This window comes from Hymenobacter piscis (assembly GCF_018760735.1).
Classification (GTDB): domain Bacteria; phylum Bacteroidota; class Bacteroidia; order Cytophagales; family Hymenobacteraceae; genus Hymenobacter; species Hymenobacter piscis.
Window position 1 is genome coordinate 1 of record NZ_JAHHZN010000015.1, and the last position, 22,541, is coordinate 22,541.

The window sequence follows — 22,541 nt, forward strand, 5'->3', positions numbered from 1 at the left end:
ATTCTTAATTCTTAATTCTTAATTCTTAATTCTTAATTCTTAATTCTTAATTCTTAATTCTTAATTCTTAATTCTTAATTCTTAATTCTTAATTCTTAATTCTTAATTCTTAATTCTTAATTCTTTATACATCCGCAGCAGCTCCTGCTCTTCGTGCTGCCAGCTGAGCAACGGGCGGGCGCGGCGGGCGTTGAGGGCCAACTGGTGGTAGCGGGCCGCGTCGCCGCCCGGCAGCAGGCGGTTGAGGGCGGCGGCCAGGGTGGCGGGCTCCAGGTCGGGCACGAGGTCGGCCACGTCGTACCGGGCGTTGAGGGCGCGGTACTCGGGGAAATCAGTGACAACCTGAGGCACGCCGGCGTGGAGGTAGTCGAAGAACTTGTTGGCCAGCGAGTAATAGTAGCTCAGGCCCATATTGCGCAGCAGGTTTACGCCCACCGTGGCCTGGCGGGTGAGCTCGGCCAGCTCCCGGGGCAGCACGAAGCCCCGGAACTCCACCTGCCCCGACGCCAGCAGCCCCAGCACCTGCGCCTGCCGGCGCAGACTTTCCGACAGGTCGCCTTCGCCGCAGAGCACCAGCCGGCCGTTGACGTGGGGCATGGCCGCCAGCAGCTCCTCCAGGCCCCGGCCCGTATTCAAAGCGCCCTGGTACAGAATAAAGCCGTTTGCTGGCGCTGCCAACGGAGCCGGGGGCAGCGCCGCCGGGCTCAGGCGGCTGATGTTGCGCACCACGGCGAAGGGCCGGCCGTGGCGCTGCTCGAACAGCCCGGCCAGGGCCGGACCCACGGTATAGGCCAGCGTGGCCCGGGGCACGATGAAATCTTCTACCCGCCGCCACAGGCGTTGTACCCGGGGCCGGGCTACCACCTCGGGCACCTCCGTGAACAGCTCGTGGGCGTCATACACGAAGGGCTGACCGCCCAGGCGGGCCCGCAGCCACACCGGCAGGGCCGTATCCAGGTCGATGGCGCACCAGGCCGTGGCGCGGCGGGCCAGCAGAAACAGCAGCAGGCGCAGGTTGAACTCGAAGTAGAACAGCTTACCCCGGTTAAAGCGGCAACGTAGCCGGTGCTGGCGGTAGGGCTGGGGCGTGAGGGGCCGCGAGCCGGGCCACTGCCGGCCCACCAGCAGCACCTCGTACCCGGCCGCGGCCAGGGAGCCGCAGATGCGCTGCATGCGCTGGTCGTAGTTGAGGTCGGTGGTGACGGTAAAAACCAGGCGGGACGACACGGGGGGGCGGAAGATTTCCCAAGGCGGGAAAAGGCGGTAAATTCAGGAATTGTCGCCAATTTAAGAACTTCATTCCGGGTGCGGCCCTTTCCCGCTTCGTTCCGCGTACTTCTGCCCTCCTTCCATGTCCAGTTCCGTGAGCTCCTCAGCCGCCCCTGCCGTCCATGGCTCCAGCCTGTCGCCGGAGCTATACCGGGCGCTGTTTGAGGAGTCGTTCGATGGCCTGCTGCTTTACGATGCCTCGGGCACCCTGCTCGACTGCAACCAGCGTATTGTCCAGTATTTAGGCACCACCCGGCCCATGCTGCTGGGCACCGGCCTGATGGCCTTTGGTCTGATTCCGGAGCCGGCTTCCCCCGTGCAGCTCACGTCCGAGTTGCACCTGCGCGAACAGGTGCTCGACTGCCTGCAAACGGGCACCACCCGCTCGTTTCAGTGGAGTGGCCACGGCACCGACGGCCTGAGCCTGCAAGCCTGGGTCAGCCTCAACCGCATCCGGAGCGACGAAAATCCGCTGGTGCTGCTCACCCTGCGCGATACGGCCCAGTACGTGCCCGTGGTGGCCCCCAGGGCGGCCGTCAGCCGCCCCCGGACCGAGCCGCTGCTCAATAACTTTTCCCGCGGCCAGTTTCGCGACGTACTCAGCCGGGCCGGCATGTGCTACCTGCTGCTGAGCCGCGAAGCCCGCATTCAGGACGTAAACGACTATTTCTGCGAAGTAACCGGCCGCCAGGCCGATAGCCTCATGGGCCAGGAATACTTCAGCCTGTTTGCCCCCGAGGAGGAACGCGAGCCCCGGCGGTTTGCCTTCCAGCGGGCCATTGAGTGCGAGGAGCTCCAGGATTTCTTTGAACGCTCCCTGCTCACAGTTTCGGGCCAGGGGCGCACCTTTTTCTGGCATTCGGAGTTTGAGCGCGATGCGGCGGGGGAAATCAACGGCATCCTGTTCGTGGGCCGCGACATCACCGACAAGCAGGTGGCCGTGCGCGCCCTCACCGACAACCGCAACCGCCTCCAGGACTTCCTCGACAATGCCCACGACCTGATCCAGAATCTGAGCATCGACAACCGATTTCTGTTCGTGAACAAGTCGTGGAAGGAGAAGCTGGGCTACGACGACGAGGACCTGGCCGAGCTCACGCTCTCCAACGTGGTGCACCCCTACTACAAGGCCAAGCTGCTCTACCAGCTGCGCAACCTTTACAAGGGCGAAAAAGTCAACAAGCTCGAAACCGTATTTCTCACCAAAGCGGGCAAACCGATTCACCTGATCGGGTCCATTTCCTGCTCCTGGCAGGACAACGAGCCGGTCAGTACCCGCGCCATTCTGCACGACATTACCGACCGCATCAAGGCCGAGCGGTTGCAGAAAGTGTACTATAGCATTGCCAACCTGGCCATCAGCTCCAAGGACCTGCACTCCCTCTACGGGGCCATTCACCGGGAGCTGAGCAAGATCATCGAGACCAACAACTTCTACATTGCCCTCTGCGATGAGGCCCGCACTCAGCTGCAGTTCGCCTACTTTGTGGACCAGAATGCCCAGGGCGACCAAAGCATGATGGCGCGGCCGTTTTCCTCGGGCGTCTCGGAGTACATCATCCGCACGGGGCGGCCCCAGTATTTGCTGCGCGAGGAGCTGCAGGAGCTGATCGAAAGCGGTACTATCACGGCTTACGGCCTCATGCCGGAAGTGATGCTCTGCTCCCCGCTCAGCATCGGGGAACGCATCATCGGGGTGATTGCGGTGCAGGACTACCAGAAGGCCAACGCCTACGCCCCCACCGACATCGAAATTCTGCACTTCATCTCCAACCAGGTGGCGCTGGCCATTGAGCGCAAGCGCAACGAGGTACAGATTCAGAAGCAGAACGCCCGCCTGAACGCCATCTTCGAGAGCGGCTCCCACCTGATGTGGTCGGTGGATATGCACTCCAACCTGTGCTCCTTCAACCGCAACTACGCCGCCTACTTTCTGCGCCGCAACGGCGTGTATCCGTCGCTGAACGTGAACCTGTGGCAGGCCGACGTGGCCCTGATGGAGGAAGATGCGCGCCGGGCCTTTATTGAAAATTACCGCCGGGCCTTCCAGGGGCACCCGCAGCGCTTCGAGGTGCGCCTGCGCGACGCCCGCGGCCAGGACACGTGGCGCGAAATCTACCTCAACCCCATCTACCTCGACGACGGCTCGTTCGAGGAAATTTCGGGCATTGCCCACGATATCACCGACAAAAAACGCAACCAGCTGGAGCTGGCCGCCCAGGAAGAGAAATTCCGGGCCATTTTCGAGTCGTTCCAGGACGTGTACTACCGCACCGACGGCGTGGGCAATCTGACCCTGCTCAGCCCTTCCGTCTACGACATGCTGGGCTATAAGCCCGAGGAAGCTCTGGGCCATTACATCGGCGACTACTACGTGAACCCGCTGGAACGGGCCACCCTGCTGGAACACGTGCGCCAGAACGGGGAGGCCCGCAACTTCGAAATTGCCATGCGCCACAAGGACGGCCACTCGGTGAGCGTGCTGGTGAACTCGCGCCGGGTGGTGGTGGGCGGCGAAAACGGCACCGAGGGCATCGCCCGCGACATTACCGGCCTCAAGCAGATGCAGAACGAGCTGCGCCGGGCCAAGGAGGAAGCCGAGCTGGCTCTGGAAGCCAAAACGCTGTTCCTGGCCAACATGAGCCACGAGCTGCGCACGCCCATGAACGGCATCATCGGCATGATTGATTTGCTCCACCAGACCGTGAGCAGCGAGGAGCAGGAGGAGTACGTGGACACGCTGCGCAAGTCGTCGGATGCCCTGCTGGCCATTCTCAACGACATCCTAGACCTGTCCAAGATTCAGGCCGGCAAGCTCCAGCTCAACGAGGAGGGTATGGACCTGCACTACACCCTCGACAAGATTCACTCCCTGTTTGCCAACCGGGCCAACCAGAAACGCCTCAAGTTCACTTACCACGTAACGCCCCACACGCCGCGTTTCATCATCACCGACGAAACGCGCCTGCTCCAGATTCTGAGCAACCTGACCTCCAACGCCATCAAGTTCACGGCCCAGGGCACGGTCAGCATCGTGGTATCGTCGGTAGTCACGGATGGCGATGAGCACGTGCTGCGCTTTGCCGTGCAGGACTCGGGCATCGGTATCTCCGACGACAATGAGAAGCTGCTGTTTACCAACTTCACCCAGCTCGATACCACGCCCACCAAGGCCTTCGGGGGCACGGGCCTGGGCCTGGCCATCAGCAAGCAGCTGGCCGACCTGCTGGGGGGCGAAATCGGGGTGTATTCCAACATCGGGGAAGGCTCCACGTTCTGGTTTACCATCCGCTGCCGGGTAGCCTTCAACGAGGCCGAAATCGTGCAGGAGCGTCTCACGGCCCGGGAACGGCCCCAGGAAGTGGTCCGCTTTGAGTCGGCCCCGCGGGTGCTGCTCGTCGATGACAACCCCATCAACCAGAAGGTGGCCACCCGCCTGCTCGACAAGCTGGGCTGCGACATTGTGGTAGCCTCCGACGGCTTCGAGGCCATCAGCCGGGCCATTGCGCCCAACGCCCAGTACGATCTGGTGTTCATGGACATTCAGATGCCCGAAATGGACGGCATCACGGCCATGCGCGAAATCCGCCAGCGCCTGGGCAGCACCTGCCCGCCCATTGTGGCCATGACGGCCTACTCCATGAAAGAAGACGCCGAGCGGTTCGTGCAGGAAGGCATGGACGACTACGTGTCGAAGCCCGTCAAAAGCCAGGACCTGTACGCCGTGCTGCGCCGCTGGACCGACGGCCCGCCCATCAGCGACGCGCTCAAGGCGGCCCCCACCGCGCCGGCCGCCGCCCCCCTGCCCGCTCCCGAAACGCTGCCCCCCCAAGAACTACCTGCGGACTGCATCGACCTCGATATTGTGGAACAATTGCGCCAGCTGGGCGGGGGCGAATTCGCGGCCCAGCTCTATGCCGACTTCGAAACAGAAGCCGAAGGAGTGCTCAGCGAAGCGGCGGCCCTGGTGGCCCAGGGCCAGTACGAGCAGATTTTACCACATTTGCACCAACTTAAGGGTACCGGCTTCACGCTGGGCATCCGGGACGTGGCAGAAAGTGCTAAAGCCCTGGAACATGCGTTAAAAAACGGACGTACGGATAATACAGCCGCCGATTTTCAACATTTACTCGGTTTCTTTGCACAATTCAAGGCCGTCTATCCGGCTGTCACTCAGGCCCCCTGACCTTTTCCACCCTGCGCCGGCGGGCTGAATCCTGTCCGCTGTTCCTCACAACCTCCTTCCTCCTTTTACTCTCTCTCCCTCATGGCCGACTCTAAAACCATCCTGATTGCCGAGGACAGTTCCGTTATTCTGAACCTGACCAAAAAAATACTGGAACTTCAGCAGTACCGCATCGTTTCGGCCAAAAACGGCGGCGAGGTCATCAAGCAGATTGAAAGCCAGCCCATCGACTGCGTGCTGATGGATATTAATATTCCTGTGAAAGACGGCATGGAATGCACCCGCGAAATCCGCCGCAACCCCGACCCGCGCATCGCCAAGATTCCGGTAATTGCCATCACCGGCAACGCCAACAACTACTCCATGGAGCAGTTCCGCGACGCCGGCGTAACCGATTACCTGCCCAAGCCCCTCGACTTTGATGCCCTGGTGCGGGTAGTAAAACAGTACGTAGGCTAGTTTAGAGGGGAGACTATGAGAGGTGAGCAGTGAGACTATGTTCTGACGTCCGCGCCGCATGAACATGGTCTCAGCTCTCAACTCCCATAGTCTCACTTCTCTCGTATGGAAATAACTTTCCTGGGTACGGGCACGTCGCAGGGAGTGCCCGTTATTGGGTGCCGCTGTGCCGTGTGCCGCTCCGTGGACTACCGCGACAAGCGCCTGCGGGTGTCGGTGCACGTGCAGGTGCAGGGCAAGAGCATTGTCATCGACTCGGGTCCCGATTTCCGGCAGCAGGCCCTGCGCGAGCAGATCGACCACCTTGATGCCCTCGTCTTCACCCACGAGCACAAGGACCATACCGGCGGGCTCGACGACATCCGGGCCTACAACTTCCGCCAGCAGCAGGATATGCCCCTGCACGCCGAGCCCCGGGTGCTGGCTCAGCTGAAGCAGGAGTACGCGTACATCTTTGCCGAACACAAGTACCCGGGCATTCCGCAGGTCCAGCTCCACCCCATTCTCAGCGACCAGGACGTTTTTCAGGTGGAAGGCATCGACTTCCAGCCCATCCGGGCCCTGCACTACAAGCTGCCGGTGCTGGGCTTTCGGGTGGGTAATTTCACTTACGTTACTGACGCCAACTACCTTGGCCCCGAGGCCCTGGAGCAGATGCGCGGCTCGGAGGTCATCGTGCTTAACGCCCTGCGCCACGAAAAGCATATTTCCCACTTCACGCTCCAGGAAGCCGTGGCCATTCTCGAAGATCTGGCCCCCGCGCGCGCCTACCTTACCCACATCAGCCACCAGCTCGGCCGCCACCGCGACGTGGAAGCCCAGCTTCCCGCTTTCATCCGGCTGGCCTACGACGGCCTGCGGGTGACGGTGTGAGTTACCGGTTGTCAGTTGTCAGTAAAGGAAACGTACTACGGAGCACAATGCTGCTTTTGCAGGCTGGCACTTCTACTTTTCAAGCCCCCGAGACCCTAAGCCCCCATCTATGAACGTTATCCGGCTCGAGGACAAGTTTGCCCAGTTTACCGACCACTGGAACCCGCGCATCATCGGGGAGCTCAACGACCAGCACATCAAAATTGCCCGCGTGCAGGGCGAATTCATCTGGCACAACCACGCCCGGGAAGACGAGCTGTTTATGGTGGTGAAGGGCCAACTGCTGATTGACTTCCGCGACGGCACGACGGCTGAAATTAACCCTGGCGAGCTGCTGGTAGTGCCTCGCGGCACCGACCACCGCCCCCACAGCACGGACGAAACCTGGATTATGATGCTGGAGCCCCAAACCACGGTAAACACCGGAAACGTGCAGAACGAGCGCACCCGCACCAACCTGGAGCAGATGTAGTGCGGGCGCGTTGCGCCGGTTTATTGGGGCTTTTCGACCCGGAAATTGAGCGTAAAATCCTGTTTTCGGGGGCTGTCCTGGCGGCCGGCATCCAGGGCCCAGCTCTTGTAATACACTACGTAGCGCCGGCCATTGGCCCGTATGCTGGCCGTGTCAATCCAGTTGGGGGAACTGGGCGAAGCTATATTCCGGGCTAGTTGGAGCTGCTGGGTACTACCGTCGGCGGCGGCGATGGCCAGCGTGGGGTTCGCAAAATCGGGCAGGAAACAATTGACGTTTTTTGGGCAGATGCTAAACTGCAGGTCTTCCACCAGCAGCGTCAATTCTGGCGTCTGCGCTGTGGGCAACGTGGCCGACTGGCGGTAGCGGAGGGCGAAATCCTGGTTGAATTCGGCGGCAACGGGTGCGGGAGCAGCGTCGTCGTTATCGGATTTGTGGCAGGCGGCCAGGGCGGGGAGCAGCGCGGCGGCTAACAGATAATGCTTCATAAAGATCCGGGGGGCAGGTGATGGAAAATAAGCCGGTCGGTTCCGGCAGCTACTCCCGTAGAGCCCCGCGTCGGCGCCAGGGTTGCACGCCCGCTGCCCAATCCGGCTGAATTCCGCGTTCTTTGTGGCCTTGCGCCCTTACCGGGCCTGCTTTTTTGCCGCTTTCTGCTCTTCCGCCCATGCCCGCCAACTATTATTTTCTGCGCCAGCTGGCCCCGGCCCTCACCCGCCGCCTGGCCGGCTACCGGGTGGCCACCTGCTTCACCCAGGACAAGGACGAGCTGGTTATCGGGCTGACCAACGAAGCGGCCGAAGAGTTCTGGCTGAAATTCACGCTGGCGGCGGCCGGCACCCTGCTGGCCCTGCCCGAAACCTTTCACCGGGCCCGCCAGAACTCGGTGGACCTGCTGCCCGGACTGCTGGGCCAGGAAGTGACGCTGGTAAAGGCCTGGCCCCAGGATCGGGTGCTGCACTTCTGCTTCCGTAGCGGGGCCTCGCTGGTGTTCAAGCTCTACAGTACCCGGCCCAACGCCATCTTCCGGCCCTGGCCCACGGCCCTGCCCGAGCTGTTTCACCAGCGCTACCTCCCCGACGCCGACCTGCAACCCGTCCCGCCCCCGGACCCGGCCGCCGCGGCCGGCCTGGCGCCCTCCAAAGCCTACCCCGGCCTCGGCGACCTGGGCCTGGCTTACCTGCGCGCCCAGGGCTACGAGGCGGCACCCCGGCAGCGGCAGGAGCAGCTGGTGCGCCAAACCGTGGCGGAACTGGAGCAGCCGGCTGCTTTTTACATTACCCGGCTCGGTGGCCGCACCCGCCTGAGTCTGCTGCCCGTGGGCGAGGTGGAGGAAACCCTGCCCGCCGACGACCCCATCGGGGCGCTGCGCCGCTTTACGCCCCTGCTGCTCAACCGCCAGACCTACGAAACCGAGCTGCGCCAGGTACGCCAGCAGCTGGAGAAGCGCGCCGATGAAGCCGCCACTGCCGCCCAGCACGTGCGCCGCCGCCTCCACACCCTGGAAAATACCGCCGGCTACCGCCAGACGGCCGACCTGATTATGGCCCACCTGACCCAGATTGCCCCCGGCGCGGCGGAGGTGGAGGTGGTTGATTTCTACCAGAACAACCAGCCCCGCCTCATCCGGCTCAAGCCCCCCGAAACACCCCAGCGCACGGCCCAGAACCTCTACCGCAAGGCCAAAAACCAGCAGCGCGAAACCCAGGAGCTGGCCGCCCGCGCCGACCGCCGCGAAACGGAAGCCTTCCGCGCCCTCGAGCAGCTGGAGGAGCTGGCCGCCCTGCCGCCCGGCGAGCTGCGCACCCTGCGCCAGTGGCGCAAGCAGCACGGGCTCGATGCGGCCACCGCCGCCCGTGCCGCCGCCGCGGAACTGCCCTTCAAGGTGTTCGAGGACAGCGGCTTCACGATTCTGGTGGGCCGCAACGCCCAGAACAACGACCTGCTGACCCAGCGCTACGCCCACAAAGACGACCTGTGGCTGCACGCCAAGGACGTGACGGGCTCCCACGTGGTCATCCGGCAGCGGCCGGGCCAGCCGGTGCCGGCGCCGGTGCTGGAGCGGGCCGCCCAGCTGGCGGCCTGGTACTCGCGCCGCAAAAACGACTCCCTCTGCCCCGTTACCTACACGCCCAAGAAGTTTGTGCGCAAGCCCCGGGGCGCCAAACCCGGCCAGGTAGCCGTGGAGCGCGAAAACGTGCTGCTGGTAGTACCCGCCAACCCCTTCGAGCGGGAGTAGTCCGGCTGGCTTCTTGCGGCCTTAGCCACTAAATCGGCCGGCATAACGGCTACGGCCCGGATTCCGCAGAGGCGCACCTCTGGAAATCCGGGCCGTGGTTGTGGCACGCGCGTTTAGCGGATGCGCTTAGCGCAGCGGGCCTTTCATGCCCATCATGCGGGCCATCTGCTGCATACCGCCCTTGGTCTGGCTCATTTTATTCATGGTTCGCATCACTTTGCGCATGTCTTCGAACTGCTTCATCAGGTTGTTGACCTGCTGGATGTCGGTGCCGGAGCCCAGGGCCAGGCGGCGGCGGCGGGAGCCGTTGAGCAGCTCGGGCTGAGCGCGCTCCTGGGGCGTCATGCTCTTGATGATGGCCTCAATCGGCTTGAAGGCGTTGTCGTCGATTTCCACGTCCTTCATGGCCTTGCCCATGCCCGGAATCATGCCCACCAGGTCCTTCAGGTTGCCCATCTTCTTGATCTGGTCCAGCTGGGAGAGGAAGTCGTCGAAGTTGAACTGGTTTTTGCGGATCTTCTGGTTGATGCGCTTGGCCTCCTCCTCATCGAACTGCTGCTGGGCCCGCTCCACCAGCGAAATCACGTCGCCCATGCCCAGGATGCGCTGGGCCATGCGGTCGGGATAGAACAGGTCGAGGGCTTCCATTTTCTCGCCCGTCGAGATGAACTTGATGGGTTTCTCCACCACGGCCCGGATGCTCAGAGCTGCCCCGCCGCGGGAGTCGCCATCGAGCTTGGTGAGCACCACGCCGTCGAAGTTGAGGCGGTCGTTGAAGGTTTTAGCCGTGTTCACGGCGTCCTGGCCGGTCATGGAGTCCACCACGAACAGGGTTTCGGCGGGGTTGATGGCCCGCTTCACCTGCTCGATTTCGGCCATCATCTGCTCATCCACGGCCAGGCGCCCGGCGGTATCGATGATGACGACCTTCTTGTTGTTTTTGCGGGCAAACTCAATGGCGTTGCGCGAAATGTCCACCGGGTTCTTGTTCTCCGGCTCCGAGTACACGTCCACGCCCACCTGCTCGCCGAGCACCTTGAGCTGGTCGATGGCGGCGGGGCGGTACACGTCGCAGGCCACCAGCAGCACCTGGCGGCCCTGCTTTTTGAGGTGGGCGGCCAGCTTGCCGGCGAAGGTGGTTTTGCCCGAGCCCTGGAGGCCGGAGAGCAGAATCACGGCCGGCTCGCCTTTCACCTGAATGTCCTGCTTTTCGCCGCCCATGAGCTGGGTGAGCTCATCGTAGACGATTTTGGTCATCAGCTGGCCCGGCGACACGGCCACCAGCACGTCGCGGCCCATGGCCTCGTCCTTGATTTTATCGGTGACTTCCTTGGCCACCTTGTAGTTCACGTCGGCATCCACCAGGGCGCGGCGGATTTCCTTCACCGTGGCGGCGACGTTGATTTCGGTGATGGAGCCCTGGCCCTTGAGGGTTTTAAAGGCTTTGTCGAGCTTGGTAGAGAGGTTATCGAACATTGAAGACGCTGATTTTGCGCTATTTTACTTGTTTGGCGGCTGTTGGACAGCGGGTCGCAGAAACTCCTGAGTCGGCCCGCAAGGGCCATTTGAACGGTTGACTGGTGCGGGAAACTTCGTTGCCCTGGTTCAGCCTCCAAAAGTAACCAGAAAACCCCGAAAGGCCGCGGGTGCGTACCTTCGCGGCTTCACTCTTGCCCTTGCTGCCCGTGCCCGAGTCTGCCGCCCGCCCGCTGCGTTTGCTGGTGATTACCTATTACTGGCCGCCTTCGGGCGGAGCCGGGGTGCAGCGCTGCCTGAAATGGGTGAAGCACCTGCCGACGCTGGGCGTGGAGCCCACCGTCATCACCGTGGACCCCGCCCAAGCGGCCTATCCGGTGTTGGATACCTCGCTGGAAGCCGACGTGCCGCCGGGCGTGCGGGTGCTGCGCACGGGCACCCGGGAGCCTTTCGGCGCTTACCAGAAACTCACCAACCGCCCCATTCCGCACGGCGGCTTTGCCAACGAAGGCCGGGTATCGGTGGCCCAGCGGGTGGCCCGCTTCGTGCGCGGCAACGTGTTTCTGCCCGATCCGCGCCGGGGCTGGAACGGCTTTGCCCTCCGGCAGGTGGAGGCGCTGGTGGCGGCGGGCGAGCAGTTCGATGCGGTGCTCACGTCCTCGCCCCCCCACTCTACGCAGCTGATCGGGCTGGAGCTGAAGCGCCGCTACGGCTGGCGCTGGCTGGCCGATCTGCGCGACCCGTGGACCGACATCTACTACACCCAGACGCTGATGCGCACCGCCGTGGCCCGCTGGCTCGATGCGCGCTACGAGCGGCAGGTGCTGGAAGCTGCCGACGTGGTCATCACCACCAGCCCCGACACCGGCCGGCTGCTGCAGAGCAAAGTACCCCGGCTGCCCGCCGACAAGTTTGCGGTACTGCCCAACGGCTACGATGAGTCTGATTTTCAGCAGGTGGAGGCCGCTCCCGCCGACCAGCTGCTGCTCACCTACGTGGGCACCATCACGGGGCAGTACCACGTGGGGCCGTTTTTTGAGGAAGTGGCCGCCTGCGCGGCCCGGAACCCGCAGGTGCCGCTGCGCCTGCGCTTTGTGGGGCGGATAGCCAAGGAAGTAGAGCAGCAACTGGCCGCGGCGGGCCTCACGGCGCGCACGGAGCTGGTGGAGTTTGTGCCCCACGACGAGGCCGTGGGGTACATGCAGCGCTGCACCGCTTTGCTGATGGGCATTCCTGATGTAGCTCACAACCGGGGCATTTTGCCGGGCAAAGTATTCGAGTACCTGGCTGCCGGCCGCCCCGTTATCTGCATCGGCCCCGCCGGCTCCGACGCGGCCCGCGTGCTGGAAGACTGCCAGGCCGGCCGCAGCTTCGAGTACGAGGACCGCGCCGCCATGCGGGTGTATCTCGATGAGCTGGTAACCACCTGGCAGCAGAGCAGTACCATCCCGGTGCCCGCCACCGGCCGCAGCCGCTACTCCCGCCGCAGCCTGACGGAGCAGCTGGTAAAGCTGATTTCGGCTGGGGCGTCGGCCGCATTGTAGCGCGAACTTGGTAGTTCGCGTCCCGGACAGCAGTTCCAACTATCCGTCCAGTTTCGTGCTCCGACAACCGTGCAAGGCCGCAAACCACCAAGCTCGCGCTACCATACAAATTACTCGCAACCAACTTGTTGCCACGGTTACTATCATCTGCATGATTTCTCCTATGCGCCTATTCATCCTGCTCGCCGGCCTGCTCCTCAGCACCACCCTTCACGCTCAAACGGCCCCCGCGCCGCCTTTGCAGAAACCCGTGGCGGGCCGCATTGAGCGGCTCGACAACGTGGCGTCCCAGCTGGTGGAACCCCGCCTCGTGGACGTGTGGCTACCGGCCAACTACGATGGCAAGCGCCGCTTCGCGGTGCTCTACATGCACGACGGGCAGATGCTCTTTGACAGCACCACCACCTGGAACCACCAGGCCTGGAACGTGGACGACGTGGTGACGCGGCTGCGGCAGGCCGGCCAACTGCAGGACGTCATCGTGGTGGGCGTGTGGAACGCCGGGGCGCGCCGCCACCCCAACTACTTTCCCCAGAAGCCCTTCGAGCAGCTCACCAAAGCCCAGCGCGACACCGTGCAGCAGCAGCTCCGCCAGGCCGGCCGCAGCCCCGAGGCATTCCAGCCCAACTCCGACGCCTACCTGCGCTACCTCGTGACGGAACTCAAGCCGCTGATTGACCGCAAGTACCGCGTGTATCCCGACCAGGTGCACACCTTCGTGGCCGGCAGCAGTATGGGCGGATTGATTTCGATGTATGCTTTGTGCGAGTATCCGCAGGTGTTTGGCGGGGCGGCCTGCCTGTCCACGCACTGGCCCGGCACCTTCACGCTGCGCAACAACCCCATGCCCGAAGCCTTCCTCAGCTACCTGCGCACCCACCTGCCCGACCCGCGCACCCACCGCCTGTACTTCGACTGCGGCGACCAGACCCTCGACGCGCTGTACCCGGCCATTCAGCGCCGGGTAGATGCCGTGGTGCAGGAGCGCGGCTACACCCCGCGCTCCTGGCAGACGCGCTACGTGCCCGGGGCCAACCACAGCGAGCAGGCCTGGAACCGCCGCCTCGCCGACCCACTGGGCTTTTTATTGGGGAAATAATATGGGGTGCGCTATTGCCGGAGCCGGTCCCACACTTTGCGCACGGGCGTGGGCAGCGCATCCAGGAAGGCGGCCCGCATTTGGCCGACAACCGAGCGTTTCAATTTCCCACCTTGGTGGCAGGCCAGCTCGGCGGCCAGCTGGTCGGCCAGCTGTTTGTAGAGGGGGCGCTGGTAGTGGCGCAGGTTGTTGGTCACGTCGGCGCGGGTGCGCACGATGGGGCGCACATCCACCACCTGCACGTTGGGGGTGCGGGCGGCGAAATCGAGCAAGGCGGCGTTCATCTGCTGATGGCGCTGCACCGCGCCTGCCTCTGCCGAGCCGGGCACTTCCACCTCGGCCCCGGTGAGCAGGATGAGCGGCACGGCAGCCGGCAGCTGCTCCCGCAGCCACGCCAGGTTTTCCTGAAACCGAGCGGGCGTGAGCGGACCGGCATACGTAAACTCCCCCCGAAAGCGGCGCAGAAAGGCCTCATCCAGGCCCCGAAATTTGCGCTGGGCGTAGCGCTGGGCCTGCGCGGCGGGGTCCAGTTGGGTCAGGTCCTGGTAGGCCCCGAAGGGAATGAGCAGGCCGGTGGCCTTTTCGCGGTACAGGTCCTGGGTGTAGTCCATCAGGGGGCTGTACACCAGGGCATCGAAGCCGAGGCCCGGCTCCCAGAGGCGGGGCCGGAAGGCTTCCCGATCAAGGAAGGGCAGACTATCCGCCAGGCGCTGCTGCTCGGCGGGCGGCAGGGTACGGCTCAGGCGCAGTAGCTCGGTGTGCTCGGTGTGCACCGGTACCTGATGGTCGTTCACGTAGTTGAAATCCTCCGTCACGTCCACCTGGTAGGTCTGCAGGTAAGGCGTGAGCTGGCCCAGGTCGCAGCCGCCTTTCAGCAGTACCCGCAGCCGGTTGGCCGCCACCGTTGGGCTTGGGAGCGGGCTGACGGCAGCCTGAGGGGTGGACTGCTGCACCGTTATCCAGGTGGGCTGGTCGGTGCCGTTGAGGGTGGTGGCCACATCGCCCTGCACTTCCAGGGCCGGGAAACCAAGGTGGGCATAGGTGAACTGCTCCACCCCCAGGTGCAGAATGCGGCAGGAAAACACCAGCTGCTCCAGGCGGTTTTCGGGCCGGTTCAGGCAGTAGATACCCACCAGGCCGTAGTCGCCGAAACGGTCCTGCACGCGCACGGTGCCCCAGCGGCGGCTTGGGTCGGTCAGGCTGGCTGCCAGGCCGGCTTTCGTGACGCGGTGCTTGGTAAAGTTGAGCTGGTTGGAGCGGTTGATGAGCTCCTCCAGCCGGTCGAGGTCGGGTAGCACGGCCGCACCTTCCCGGAACTCCACGCGCACCTGCGCATCCTGCAGAAACGCCAGGTTATCATCGTACTGAGTGCGGGCTTGCTGCTGGCGTTCCAGCAGCTTGTACTGCTCCAGGCGCGAAAACGTGGGGTCGGGCTTGCCGCTGGCGCGCAGCAACGGGGCCAGTTGGGGCAGCTCCCGGGGGTCGGCGGTCTGCAGGCCGGGGTTGTAGTACTGCGCCTCCGCCAGGTTGATGGGGTTGTCGTCGAGGAACAGGGCGTTGGGGGCGCGCAGCTGCATCTGTTCCAGCAGCTGCTTAATAATCGGGCCCTTCGGCTGCCAGCTGATCTGCGGAAACACGAACAGGTCGCGGATGCCCAGCTCCTGCAACCTGGCTTCGGCCAGCGCGAAATCGTTTTTGCTCACGATGGTGTGCACCAGGCCCCGGGCGGCCGTATCGCGCACCAGCTGCAGGTTTTCGGCCACCGCCTCCACTGCGCCTTCCGAGAGCGTGCCCCGCCAGAACGTGTCGTCGAGGTCCCAGATCAGGAGTTTGATGGGGGAGTCAGTTGCTAGGGTCATCTAATGAGTTGTCAGTGGCTAGTTGTCAGTTGCCAGCTATCTGATTCGTCAAAGTTACAACGAAGCAGTCACCGCACTCTTTCCTAAACAACTGGCCACTGACAACTGACAACCGACAACTATCCACTGACAACTGACAACCGACAACTATCAACTGACAACTATCAACTGACAACTATCAACTGACAACTGGCCACTGACAACCGACAACTATCAACTATCAACTGGCAACTGAATGCAGAATGCCTACTTTTGCCCTCCCTGCCCGCGGGGCGCCTTTTCGCCGCCGCACTACCTCACCTTTTCCCATGGCCCTCGACCTCAATCATAAATCCATCCTGGTAACCGGCGGCACGGGCTCGTTCGGCAAACAGTTCGTGGAAACGGTTTTCAAGCTCTATCCGCAGGTAAAACGACTGGTGGTGTACTCCCGCGACGAGCTCAAGCAGTTCGAAATGTCGCAGACGTTTCCCGGCAGCGAGTACCCGGCCATCCGCTACTTCATCGGTGACGTGCGCGACGGGGAGCGGCTGAAACGGGCCTGCGAGGGCATCGATATTATTGTGCACGCCGCCGCCCTCAAGCAGGTGCCCGCCGCCGAGTACAACCCGATGGAGTGCATCAAAACCAACATTTTCGGGGCCGAAAACGTGATTAACGCCGCCCTCGACTGCGGCGTGAAGGATGTAGTGGCCCTGAGCACCGACAAGGCCGCCGCCCCCATCAACCTCTACGGGGCCACCAAGCTCTGCTCCGATAAGCTGTTCGTGGCCGCCAACAACATGAAAGGCAGCCGGGATTTGCGCTTCTCGGTGGTGCGCTACGGCAACGTTATCGGCTCCCGGGGCTCGGTGGTGCCGTTTTTCCTGCAGCGCCGCGAAACCGGCGTGCTACCCATCACCCACCCCGACATGACGCGCTTCCACATCTCCCTCGATGAGGGCGTGGACCTAGTGCTGTACGCGCTGGAGCACAGCTGGGGCGGCGAAATCTTCGTGCCCAAGATTCCGAGCTACAAAATCACGGAAGTGGCCCGCGCCATCGGCCCCGACTGCCGCCAGGAGATTGTGGGCATCCGGCCGGGCGAGAAGCTGCACGAGGAAATGATTACCGAAACCGACGCGCTGAGCACCGTGGAGCTGGCTAAGTATTACGTCATCCTGCCCTTCACCCCGCGCTGGGACGTGGACGACTTCATCCGCCACTTTGGGGGCCGCCGCGTGGAGGCCGGCTTCCACTACGACTCCAGCAACAACACCGACTGGCTCTCGGCCGAGCAGATTCAGCAGGAAATCCGCCAGCACGTGGATGCCGGTTTCGAGGCCTGAGCCTCGGTGGAGCTGTAAGACAGCAGGGCCGCTACCCGGATTCGGGTGGCGGCCCTGTTGTTTTACAGCCCTTTATAGCCCCGCCGGGACGTTACCGTTTGCTGATAACCCCGTAATTGGGCAGCCCTACCTGGCAGAGCCGGTCGTTGAGGTGGAGCGCGTCGAGCTGAAAGCCGCAGGCGGCGCCCAGGGCGTTGGGGTCGGTAATTACGCTCAGGTAGATGCGGTTGTACTGGGCCACGTAGATTTTGCCGTCGGGGGCCAGCTGCAGGGCGCCGGCGTAGCCGGAGGTATTGCCCACCTCCACCCGGCTGGCCGCAATGGCTGCCGCCGAACCGGCGCGCAGGTTGAACTGGTACACCCGGAAGCCGTCCAGATCGGTGCCGTAGAGGCGGGAGCCGTCGGGCGAAAAGGCCACGCCGTAGCTGCGGTAAATGCTGGGCAGCCGCACAAAGTGGCTGAGCCGGCCGGTGGCGTTATCGAAGTCGAAGAGCTCAAAATCCTCGTCGCGCACGCCCAGGGCCAGTTGCCGGCCGTTGGGGGAGGCTTTCAGGTAGCCCACGGCGTTGGCGTTGCGCAGGGCGCCCCCCCCCCCGGCGTGCACCGAGCCCAGGGCCGAGGTCACGGGCGCGGGCGCGATGCCCGCGCCCGTGACGAGGTAGGCCAGAAACCGGTCCGACTGCCAGGCGTGCACCACCACCCAGCTGTCGAGGCCGTTGGCGTGGGGCACCACGGTCAGCTTTTCCGTCACGCGACCGGTATCCAGGGGCTGGGCCCGGGTGATGACGGCGCCCCGGCCGGCGTCGGCGGTCAGGTCGACAAGAGAATAGCGCAGGCCGCCGGCCAGGTTGGTGTCGCAGCCATCCACCGTGAACACGTAGTACTGCGTTGCACTGCCCGGCCGGCGCAGAATCACGGCGCCCTGGGTGGCCGAAGAGTGCCCGCCCAGACCGCTGCCGTCAGGCATCAGCTGGTGGTGGCGGTTCCAGACCACCTCGCTGTTGGTGTAGAAGAGCAGCTGGCCGGCGCTATCCGACACCGCGGCGCAGGCCTCGTAGGTGTTCATGGCGCTGTACAGCAGCGGCGTGGGGGCTCCCCCAACGAAGGACAACCCCACGTTCTTCCCGAAGTACCAGTTCTGCGCCTCGTGCTGGGCCCTGGCTCCACCCGCCGACAACAGCAGGGCAAGCAGCAGGAAAATTCGGGTAGGCATTGGCAGCGGCAACAGGCGAACAGAGAGGACCGGTAAGCAGCACGAGCGGGGAGGCCCCGGCTGCTTACCGGTAAAATAACACGAAACCCCGCAGACTTCCGTCATCCGCGTCGGTCAAACGAACTGCGGCCGGACGGGGTTATAGCAGGCCGGGCAACCGAAATGCGCCTCGTATCTTTACCCCACCTTACGCTGATCACCCCGATGTCCTTTTCCCAGCCCATTCCCTACGGCCGCCAACAGATTACGGAAGCCGATATTGCCGCCGTGACGGACGCCCTGCGGGCCGACTACCTCACCCAGGGCCCCAAGGTGGCCGAGTTCGAGCAGAAGTTTGCCGAGTACGTGGGCGCGCAGTACGCCGTAGCCGTGAGCAACGGCACGGCCGCCCTGCACCTGTGCGCGCTGGCCCTGCACGTGCAGCCGGGCCAGCGGGTCATCACCACGCCCATCACCTTCGTGGCCTCGGCCAACTGCGTGCGCTACTGCGGGGGCGAAGTGCATTTCGCCGACATCGACCCCGCTACGGCCCTCATCGACCTGCAGGCCGTGCGCCGCCTGCTGGAAAGCCACCCGGCGGGCCACTTCCACGGCCTGATTCCGGTAGATTTCGGGGGGCTGGCCGTGGACCTGGAAGCCGCCCGCCAGCTCTGCGATGAGTTCGGGCTCTGGCTGCTGGAAGACAGCTGCCACGCGCCCGGGGGCTCATTCCGGGACAGCGCGGGCCGGGAGCAGCGCTGTGGCAACGGGCAGTTTGCCGATCTGGCCATCTTCAGCTTCCACCCCGTCAAGCACATTGCTACCGGCGAAGGCGGCATGATTACCACCAACCGCCTCGACCTCTACCAGGAGCTGCTGCTGCTGCGCACCCACGGCATCACCCGCGACCCGGACCTGATGGAACGCCATGACGGCGGCTGGTACATGGAAATGCAGGAGCTGGGCTACAACTACCGGATGCCCGACATCCTCTGCGCCCTCGGCGTGAGTCAGCTGGCCCAGGCCCCCGCCGGCCTGGCGCGCCGCCGCGCCCTGGCCGCCCGCTACGATGCTGCCTTCGCCGAGCTGCCCGCCGTGCGGCCCCTGGCCGGCTCCCCCGGCCACGCCTACCACCTCTACGTGGTGCGCGTAGCCGACCGCAAGGGCCTCTACGATTTCCTGCGCACCCGGCAGATTTTCGCCCAGGTGCACTACATTCCGGTCCACACCATGCCCTACTACCAGGGCCTGGGCTGGCAGCCGGGCGACTTCCCCCAGGCCGAAGCCTACTACGCCGAGTGCCTGAGCCTGCCCCTGTTCCCGAGCCTGACCGACGCCGAGCAGGACTACGTGGTGGCCAGCGTCCGGGAGTTCGTATAAAATGTGGTTTGAATGTGAGCTGAATGTGGTGATAATGTGCTGATTGTGTCGCAAATAGTCCCCCAGTAGACCTTTTTCCGAGCACATTCAAATTACATTACCGACACATTCCCCACATTCAAATCACATTCTCCACATTACCGACACATTCAACTCACATTATCACCACATTCAACTCACATTTGAAAAAGGTCGGCATCATTACCCAGGCCCGCATGGGCAGCACCCGGCTGCCGGGCAAGGTCCTGCTGACGGCCGGCGGGCAGGCAATACTTGACTACCACGTGCGGCGCCTGCGCGCCAGCGGCCTGCCGTTGTACCTGGCCACCACCACCCTGCCCGAGGACGACGTGCTGGCCGACTACGCCCTGCGTCACGGCCTGCCCTGCTTCCGAGGCAGCTCCGACGACGTGCTGAGCCGCTACGCCGCCACCGCCCTTCACTATGGCCTGACGACCATCGTGCGCGTCACCTCCGACTGCCCGCTCATTGACGGGGAGCTGATTGGCCGGGCCGTGGCCGACTACGAGCGGGCCGCCAACCCCCGCCTCTATCTCTCCAACGGGCTGGTGCGCACCTACCCCCGGGGCCTCGATTTTGAAGTATTTTCGGGGGAGTTGCTGGCCGAGGCCCAGGCCCACGCCACCAGCACCTCCGACCGGGAGCACGTGACGCCCTATATCCACCAGAACCGCTCGGGCCGGGTGGAATTCGGCCACGTAACCCGCCCCACCGACGCCAGCCGCTTCCGCGTTACCCTCGACACGCCCCCCGACCTGGAGCTGCTGCGGCGGCTGCTGGAGGAACACCGGGCGGCCGACTTCTCGGCGGAGCAGCTGATTGTCCTGCTCGAAGCCCATCCCGAGCTGGTGGCCATCAACGCCGAAATTGAGCAGCAGAAGTACGATTTCACCCGCTAAACCTGCCGTGAATTCTGCCCCGAACTCCGCCGTTAACTCCGCCGGGCGTCTGCTCTTCCGGGCCGATGGCAACGCCACCATCGGGCTGGGCCACGTGGTCCGCTCCCTGGCCCTGGCCGATATGGTGGGGGCCGTGGCCCCGGCCCTGGTGCTGGCCCGCCCCGCCCCCGCCGTGGTGCGCCAGCTGGTGGAGCAGGCCGGTCTGCCCCTGCACGAACTGCCGGACCTCCCCCCCGCCCAGGAGGCCGACTACCTCGTGGAGCAGGTGCTGCGCCCCGCCGACGTGCTGGTACTCGACGGCTACGGCTTCGATGCCGAGTACCGCCGCCGGGTGCGGGCCAGCGGCTGCCGGCTGGTGTGCATTGATGATCTGCACGAGGGTTTTTTTCCGGCCGAACTGATCATCAACCACTCCCCGGGCGTTACGGCGGCCGACTACGCGGCCGAATCCGCCACCCGGTTTTGCCTGGGGCCGGCGTTTTCGTTGCTGCGGAAGCCGTTCCGGCGCCACGCGGCCCCGCCCCGGCCCGCCGCGCCGGTGGCCTCGGTGCTGGTCTGCTTCGGCGGGGCCGACCCCTTGCAGCTCACGGCCCGCACCCTGGCGGCCCTGCTGGCCCTAGGCGGACTGGCGCGCATCGGGCTGCTGCTGGGCGGGGCGGCCGAGGCCCCCACGGCCCTTGAGGAGCTGCTGCGGGCCCACCCCGCGCAGGACGTGACGCTGTACCGCAGCCTGTCGGCCGCGGAGCTGGTGCCGGTGCTGCTCGAATATGACGCCGTAATCTGCCCGGCTAGCACCATCCTGATTGAGTCCCTGGTGCTGGGCCGGCCGGTGCTTACGGGCTACTACGCCGACAACCAGCGCGCCCTGGCCGCCTCCGTGCACGCCCACCAGCAGGCCTATTCCATCGGCGACTTCGCGGCCCACTCCGCCCCGGCCCTGACCGCCGCCCTGCGCGCCGGCCTCGCCTGGCTGGCCACCCACCACCGCCCGCCCTACGCCGCCCACCTCGCCCCCCAGGAGCTGCGGGCCCGGTTCCGGGAGCTGCTGCCGGGGGCGTAGCCGTACTGGGTAAGGACTTTCGCGGTACTTCTGCGTTACTTTGCGTTTACATTTCAAAGCTCACACAAAGAGGCTGTAGCGCGAAGCCTTTGCTTCGCGTATTGTTGCTGACTGGCAAACGACGATGTGCACCGATACGCGAAGCAAAGGCTTCGCGCTACAGCCTCTTTGTGTGAGTCCTACCTTTTCGAACCTACTCCTCCGCCCATGCTTACCGCCCCCGACCTTCTGCGCCCCCTAGTAGCCGCCGACCTGGAAATGGTGCGGGAGTGGCGCAATTCCGAGGCCGTGGCCCAGTACATGTACAGCGCGGAGCCGATTTCGGCCGAGCAGCAGCAGGCCTGGTTTGCGCGGCTGCAGCACGACGACACCAGGCAGTACTGGATTATTCTGCACCAGGGCCAGCCGGTGGGCGTGGCCAACCTGTATGCCATTCACCGGGGCTTCCGGACCTGCTACTGGGCCTTTTACCTGGCCGAGCAGCAGACCCGGGGCAGCGGCCTGGGGGCGAAAGTGGAGCTGGCCGTGCTGGACTATGTGTTCGAGGAGCTCAAGCTCAACAAGCTGCTGTGCGAGGTTTTCGTGGATAACGCCAAGGTCATTGCCATGCACGAGAAGTTCGGGTTCCGCCGCGAATCCTACTTCCGGGAGCACATCTACAAGGACGGCAGCTACCGCGACGTGGTGGGTTTGGCTTTGCTCCGCCGCGAGTGGCAGGCCCTGCAGCCGGCCCTGCGCGCCAAGCTCTACCGCACCCCCGCCGCCTAGCCCATGTCCGCCCCGTTGCCCGCCCTGGGGGCCAGCGCCCGACTTCGCAAAACCATCCGGGAGGAAGATGTACGCCTGTTTGCCCAGCTTTCCCTCGACACCAACCCCGTCCACCTCGACCCCGAGTTTGCCGCCGCCACCCGCTTCGAGTCGCGCATCTGCCACGGCCTGCTCTACGCCTCGCTGGTGAGTGCCGTCATCGGGACCCAACTGCCGGGGCCGGGCAGCATCTACCTCGATCAGTCCCTGCGGTTTCACAAGCCCGTGTTCTGGAACGATGAGGTGGAAGCCATTGTCACGGTGACGCGGGTGCTGGCCGAGCGCCGGATTGTGCTCCTCGCCACCCGCTGCCTCAACCAGCACGGGGTGCTGGTGCTTAGTGGCGAGGCCAAAATTCTGGTACCCGCCTAGCGCGGC

Annotated in this window: 18 protein-coding genes; 13 read left to right on the forward strand and 5 right to left on the reverse strand. The window is 64.1% G+C overall.

What is annotated here, in order from left to right; translation table 11 throughout:
- Positions 1 to 102: 102 nt before the first annotated feature.
- Positions 103 to 1,227: a glycosyltransferase gene (locus KLP40_RS14915; protein WP_215594639.1), complete on the reverse strand. Its 1,125-nt coding sequence runs from the start codon at positions 1,225 to 1,227 to the stop codon at positions 103 to 105.
- A gap of 124 nt (positions 1,228 to 1,351) precedes the next feature.
- Here KLP40_RS14915 and KLP40_RS14920 point away from each other — a divergent pair, with 124 nt between their 5' ends.
- The 4 genes from KLP40_RS14920 to KLP40_RS14935 all read left to right on the forward strand — a co-directional run bounded on the left by KLP40_RS14920 (position 1,352) and on the right by KLP40_RS14935 (position 7,259).
- On the forward strand, positions 1,352 to 5,455 hold the full coding sequence (locus KLP40_RS14920) for a PAS domain S-box protein (protein WP_215594640.1): 4,104 nt from the start codon (positions 1,352 to 1,354) through the stop codon (positions 5,453 to 5,455).
- Positions 5,456 to 5,536: 81 nt separating this feature from the next.
- Positions 5,537 to 5,914: a response regulator gene (locus KLP40_RS14925; RefSeq protein WP_215594641.1), complete on the forward strand. Its 378-nt coding sequence runs from the start codon at positions 5,537 to 5,539 to the stop codon at positions 5,912 to 5,914.
- 105 nt (positions 5,915 to 6,019) lie between these two features.
- Positions 6,020 to 6,787, forward strand: coding sequence for an MBL fold metallo-hydrolase (locus tag KLP40_RS14930; RefSeq protein ID WP_215594642.1), 768 nt, complete (start codon positions 6,020 to 6,022; stop codon positions 6,785 to 6,787).
- A 109-nt stretch (positions 6,788 to 6,896) separates the two neighbouring features.
- Complete coding sequence (locus tag KLP40_RS14935) at positions 6,897 to 7,259, forward strand: cupin domain-containing protein (RefSeq protein ID WP_215594643.1); 363 nt, start codon at positions 6,897 to 6,899, stop codon at positions 7,257 to 7,259.
- Between the two features lie 20 nt (positions 7,260 to 7,279).
- On the opposite strand, the gene KLP40_RS14940 is transcribed toward KLP40_RS14935, so the two are convergent.
- Positions 7,280 to 7,747: a hypothetical protein gene (locus KLP40_RS14940; RefSeq protein WP_215594644.1), complete on the reverse strand. Its 468-nt coding sequence runs from the start codon at positions 7,745 to 7,747 to the stop codon at positions 7,280 to 7,282.
- Positions 7,748 to 7,926: 179 nt separating this feature from the next.
- On the opposite strand from KLP40_RS14940, the gene KLP40_RS14945 reads away from it, so the two are divergent.
- On the forward strand, positions 7,927 to 9,498 hold the full coding sequence (locus KLP40_RS14945; protein ID WP_215594645.1) for an NFACT RNA binding domain-containing protein: 1,572 nt from the start codon (positions 7,927 to 7,929) through the stop codon (positions 9,496 to 9,498).
- A gap of 126 nt (positions 9,499 to 9,624) precedes the next feature.
- On the opposite strand, the gene ffh is transcribed toward KLP40_RS14945, so the two are convergent.
- Complete coding sequence (ffh, locus tag KLP40_RS14950) at positions 9,625 to 10,974, reverse strand: signal recognition particle protein (RefSeq protein ID WP_215594646.1); 1,350 nt, start codon at positions 10,972 to 10,974, stop codon at positions 9,625 to 9,627.
- Positions 10,975 to 11,183: 209 nt separating this feature from the next.
- Between ffh and KLP40_RS14955 the strand changes: the two genes are divergently transcribed.
- Both KLP40_RS14955 and KLP40_RS14960 read left to right on the forward strand, forming a co-directional pair.
- Complete coding sequence (locus KLP40_RS14955; RefSeq protein ID WP_317196777.1) at positions 11,184 to 12,518, forward strand: glycosyltransferase family 4 protein; 1,335 nt, start codon at positions 11,184 to 11,186, stop codon at positions 12,516 to 12,518.
- A 163-nt stretch (positions 12,519 to 12,681) separates the two neighbouring features.
- Positions 12,682 to 13,617, forward strand: a complete 936-nt coding sequence (locus KLP40_RS14960) for an alpha/beta hydrolase (protein WP_215594647.1) — start codon at positions 12,682 to 12,684, stop codon at positions 13,615 to 13,617.
- 11 nt (positions 13,618 to 13,628) lie between these two features.
- On the opposite strand, the gene KLP40_RS14965 is transcribed toward KLP40_RS14960, so the two are convergent.
- On the reverse strand, positions 13,629 to 15,476 hold the full coding sequence (locus KLP40_RS14965; protein ID WP_215594648.1) for a hypothetical protein: 1,848 nt from the start codon (positions 15,474 to 15,476) through the stop codon (positions 13,629 to 13,631).
- 308 nt (positions 15,477 to 15,784) lie between these two features.
- Between KLP40_RS14965 and pseB the strand changes: the two genes are divergently transcribed.
- Positions 15,785 to 16,804 (forward strand): UDP-N-acetylglucosamine 4,6-dehydratase (inverting), encoded by a 1,020-nt coding sequence (gene pseB / locus KLP40_RS14970; RefSeq protein WP_215594649.1) that lies wholly within the window; start codon positions 15,785 to 15,787, stop codon positions 16,802 to 16,804.
- Between the two features lie 91 nt (positions 16,805 to 16,895).
- On the opposite strand, the gene KLP40_RS14975 is transcribed toward pseB, so the two are convergent.
- Positions 16,896 to 18,017 carry a hypothetical protein gene (locus KLP40_RS14975; RefSeq protein WP_215594650.1) on the reverse strand — a complete coding sequence of 374 codons (1,122 nt, stop codon included), beginning with the start codon at positions 18,015 to 18,017 and terminating at the stop codon, positions 16,896 to 16,898.
- Positions 18,018 to 18,221: 204 nt separating this feature from the next.
- On the opposite strand from KLP40_RS14975, the gene pseC reads away from it, so the two are divergent.
- From pseC to KLP40_RS15000, 5 genes are all read left to right on the forward strand, one after another.
- Positions 18,222 to 19,376 (forward strand): UDP-4-amino-4,6-dideoxy-N-acetyl-beta-L-altrosamine transaminase, encoded by a 1,155-nt coding sequence (gene pseC / locus KLP40_RS14980; protein WP_215594651.1) that lies wholly within the window; start codon positions 18,222 to 18,224, stop codon positions 19,374 to 19,376.
- Between the two features lie 182 nt (positions 19,377 to 19,558).
- Positions 19,559 to 20,296, forward strand: a complete 738-nt coding sequence (locus KLP40_RS14985; protein WP_215594652.1) for a cytidylyltransferase domain-containing protein — start codon at positions 19,559 to 19,561, stop codon at positions 20,294 to 20,296.
- A gap of 7 nt (positions 20,297 to 20,303) precedes the next feature.
- Positions 20,304 to 21,356, forward strand: a complete 1,053-nt coding sequence (gene pseG, locus KLP40_RS14990) for a UDP-2,4-diacetamido-2,4,6-trideoxy-beta-L-altropyranose hydrolase (RefSeq protein ID WP_215594653.1) — start codon at positions 20,304 to 20,306, stop codon at positions 21,354 to 21,356.
- Between the two features lie 207 nt (positions 21,357 to 21,563).
- Positions 21,564 to 22,124, forward strand: a complete 561-nt coding sequence (pseH, locus tag KLP40_RS14995; RefSeq protein WP_215594654.1) for a UDP-4-amino-4,6-dideoxy-N-acetyl-beta-L-altrosamine N-acetyltransferase — start codon at positions 21,564 to 21,566, stop codon at positions 22,122 to 22,124.
- Positions 22,125 to 22,127: 3 nt separating this feature from the next.
- Positions 22,128 to 22,535 (forward strand): MaoC family dehydratase, encoded by a 408-nt coding sequence (locus tag KLP40_RS15000; RefSeq protein ID WP_215594655.1) that lies wholly within the window; start codon positions 22,128 to 22,130, stop codon positions 22,533 to 22,535.
- Positions 22,536 to 22,541: the final 6 nt, after the last annotated feature.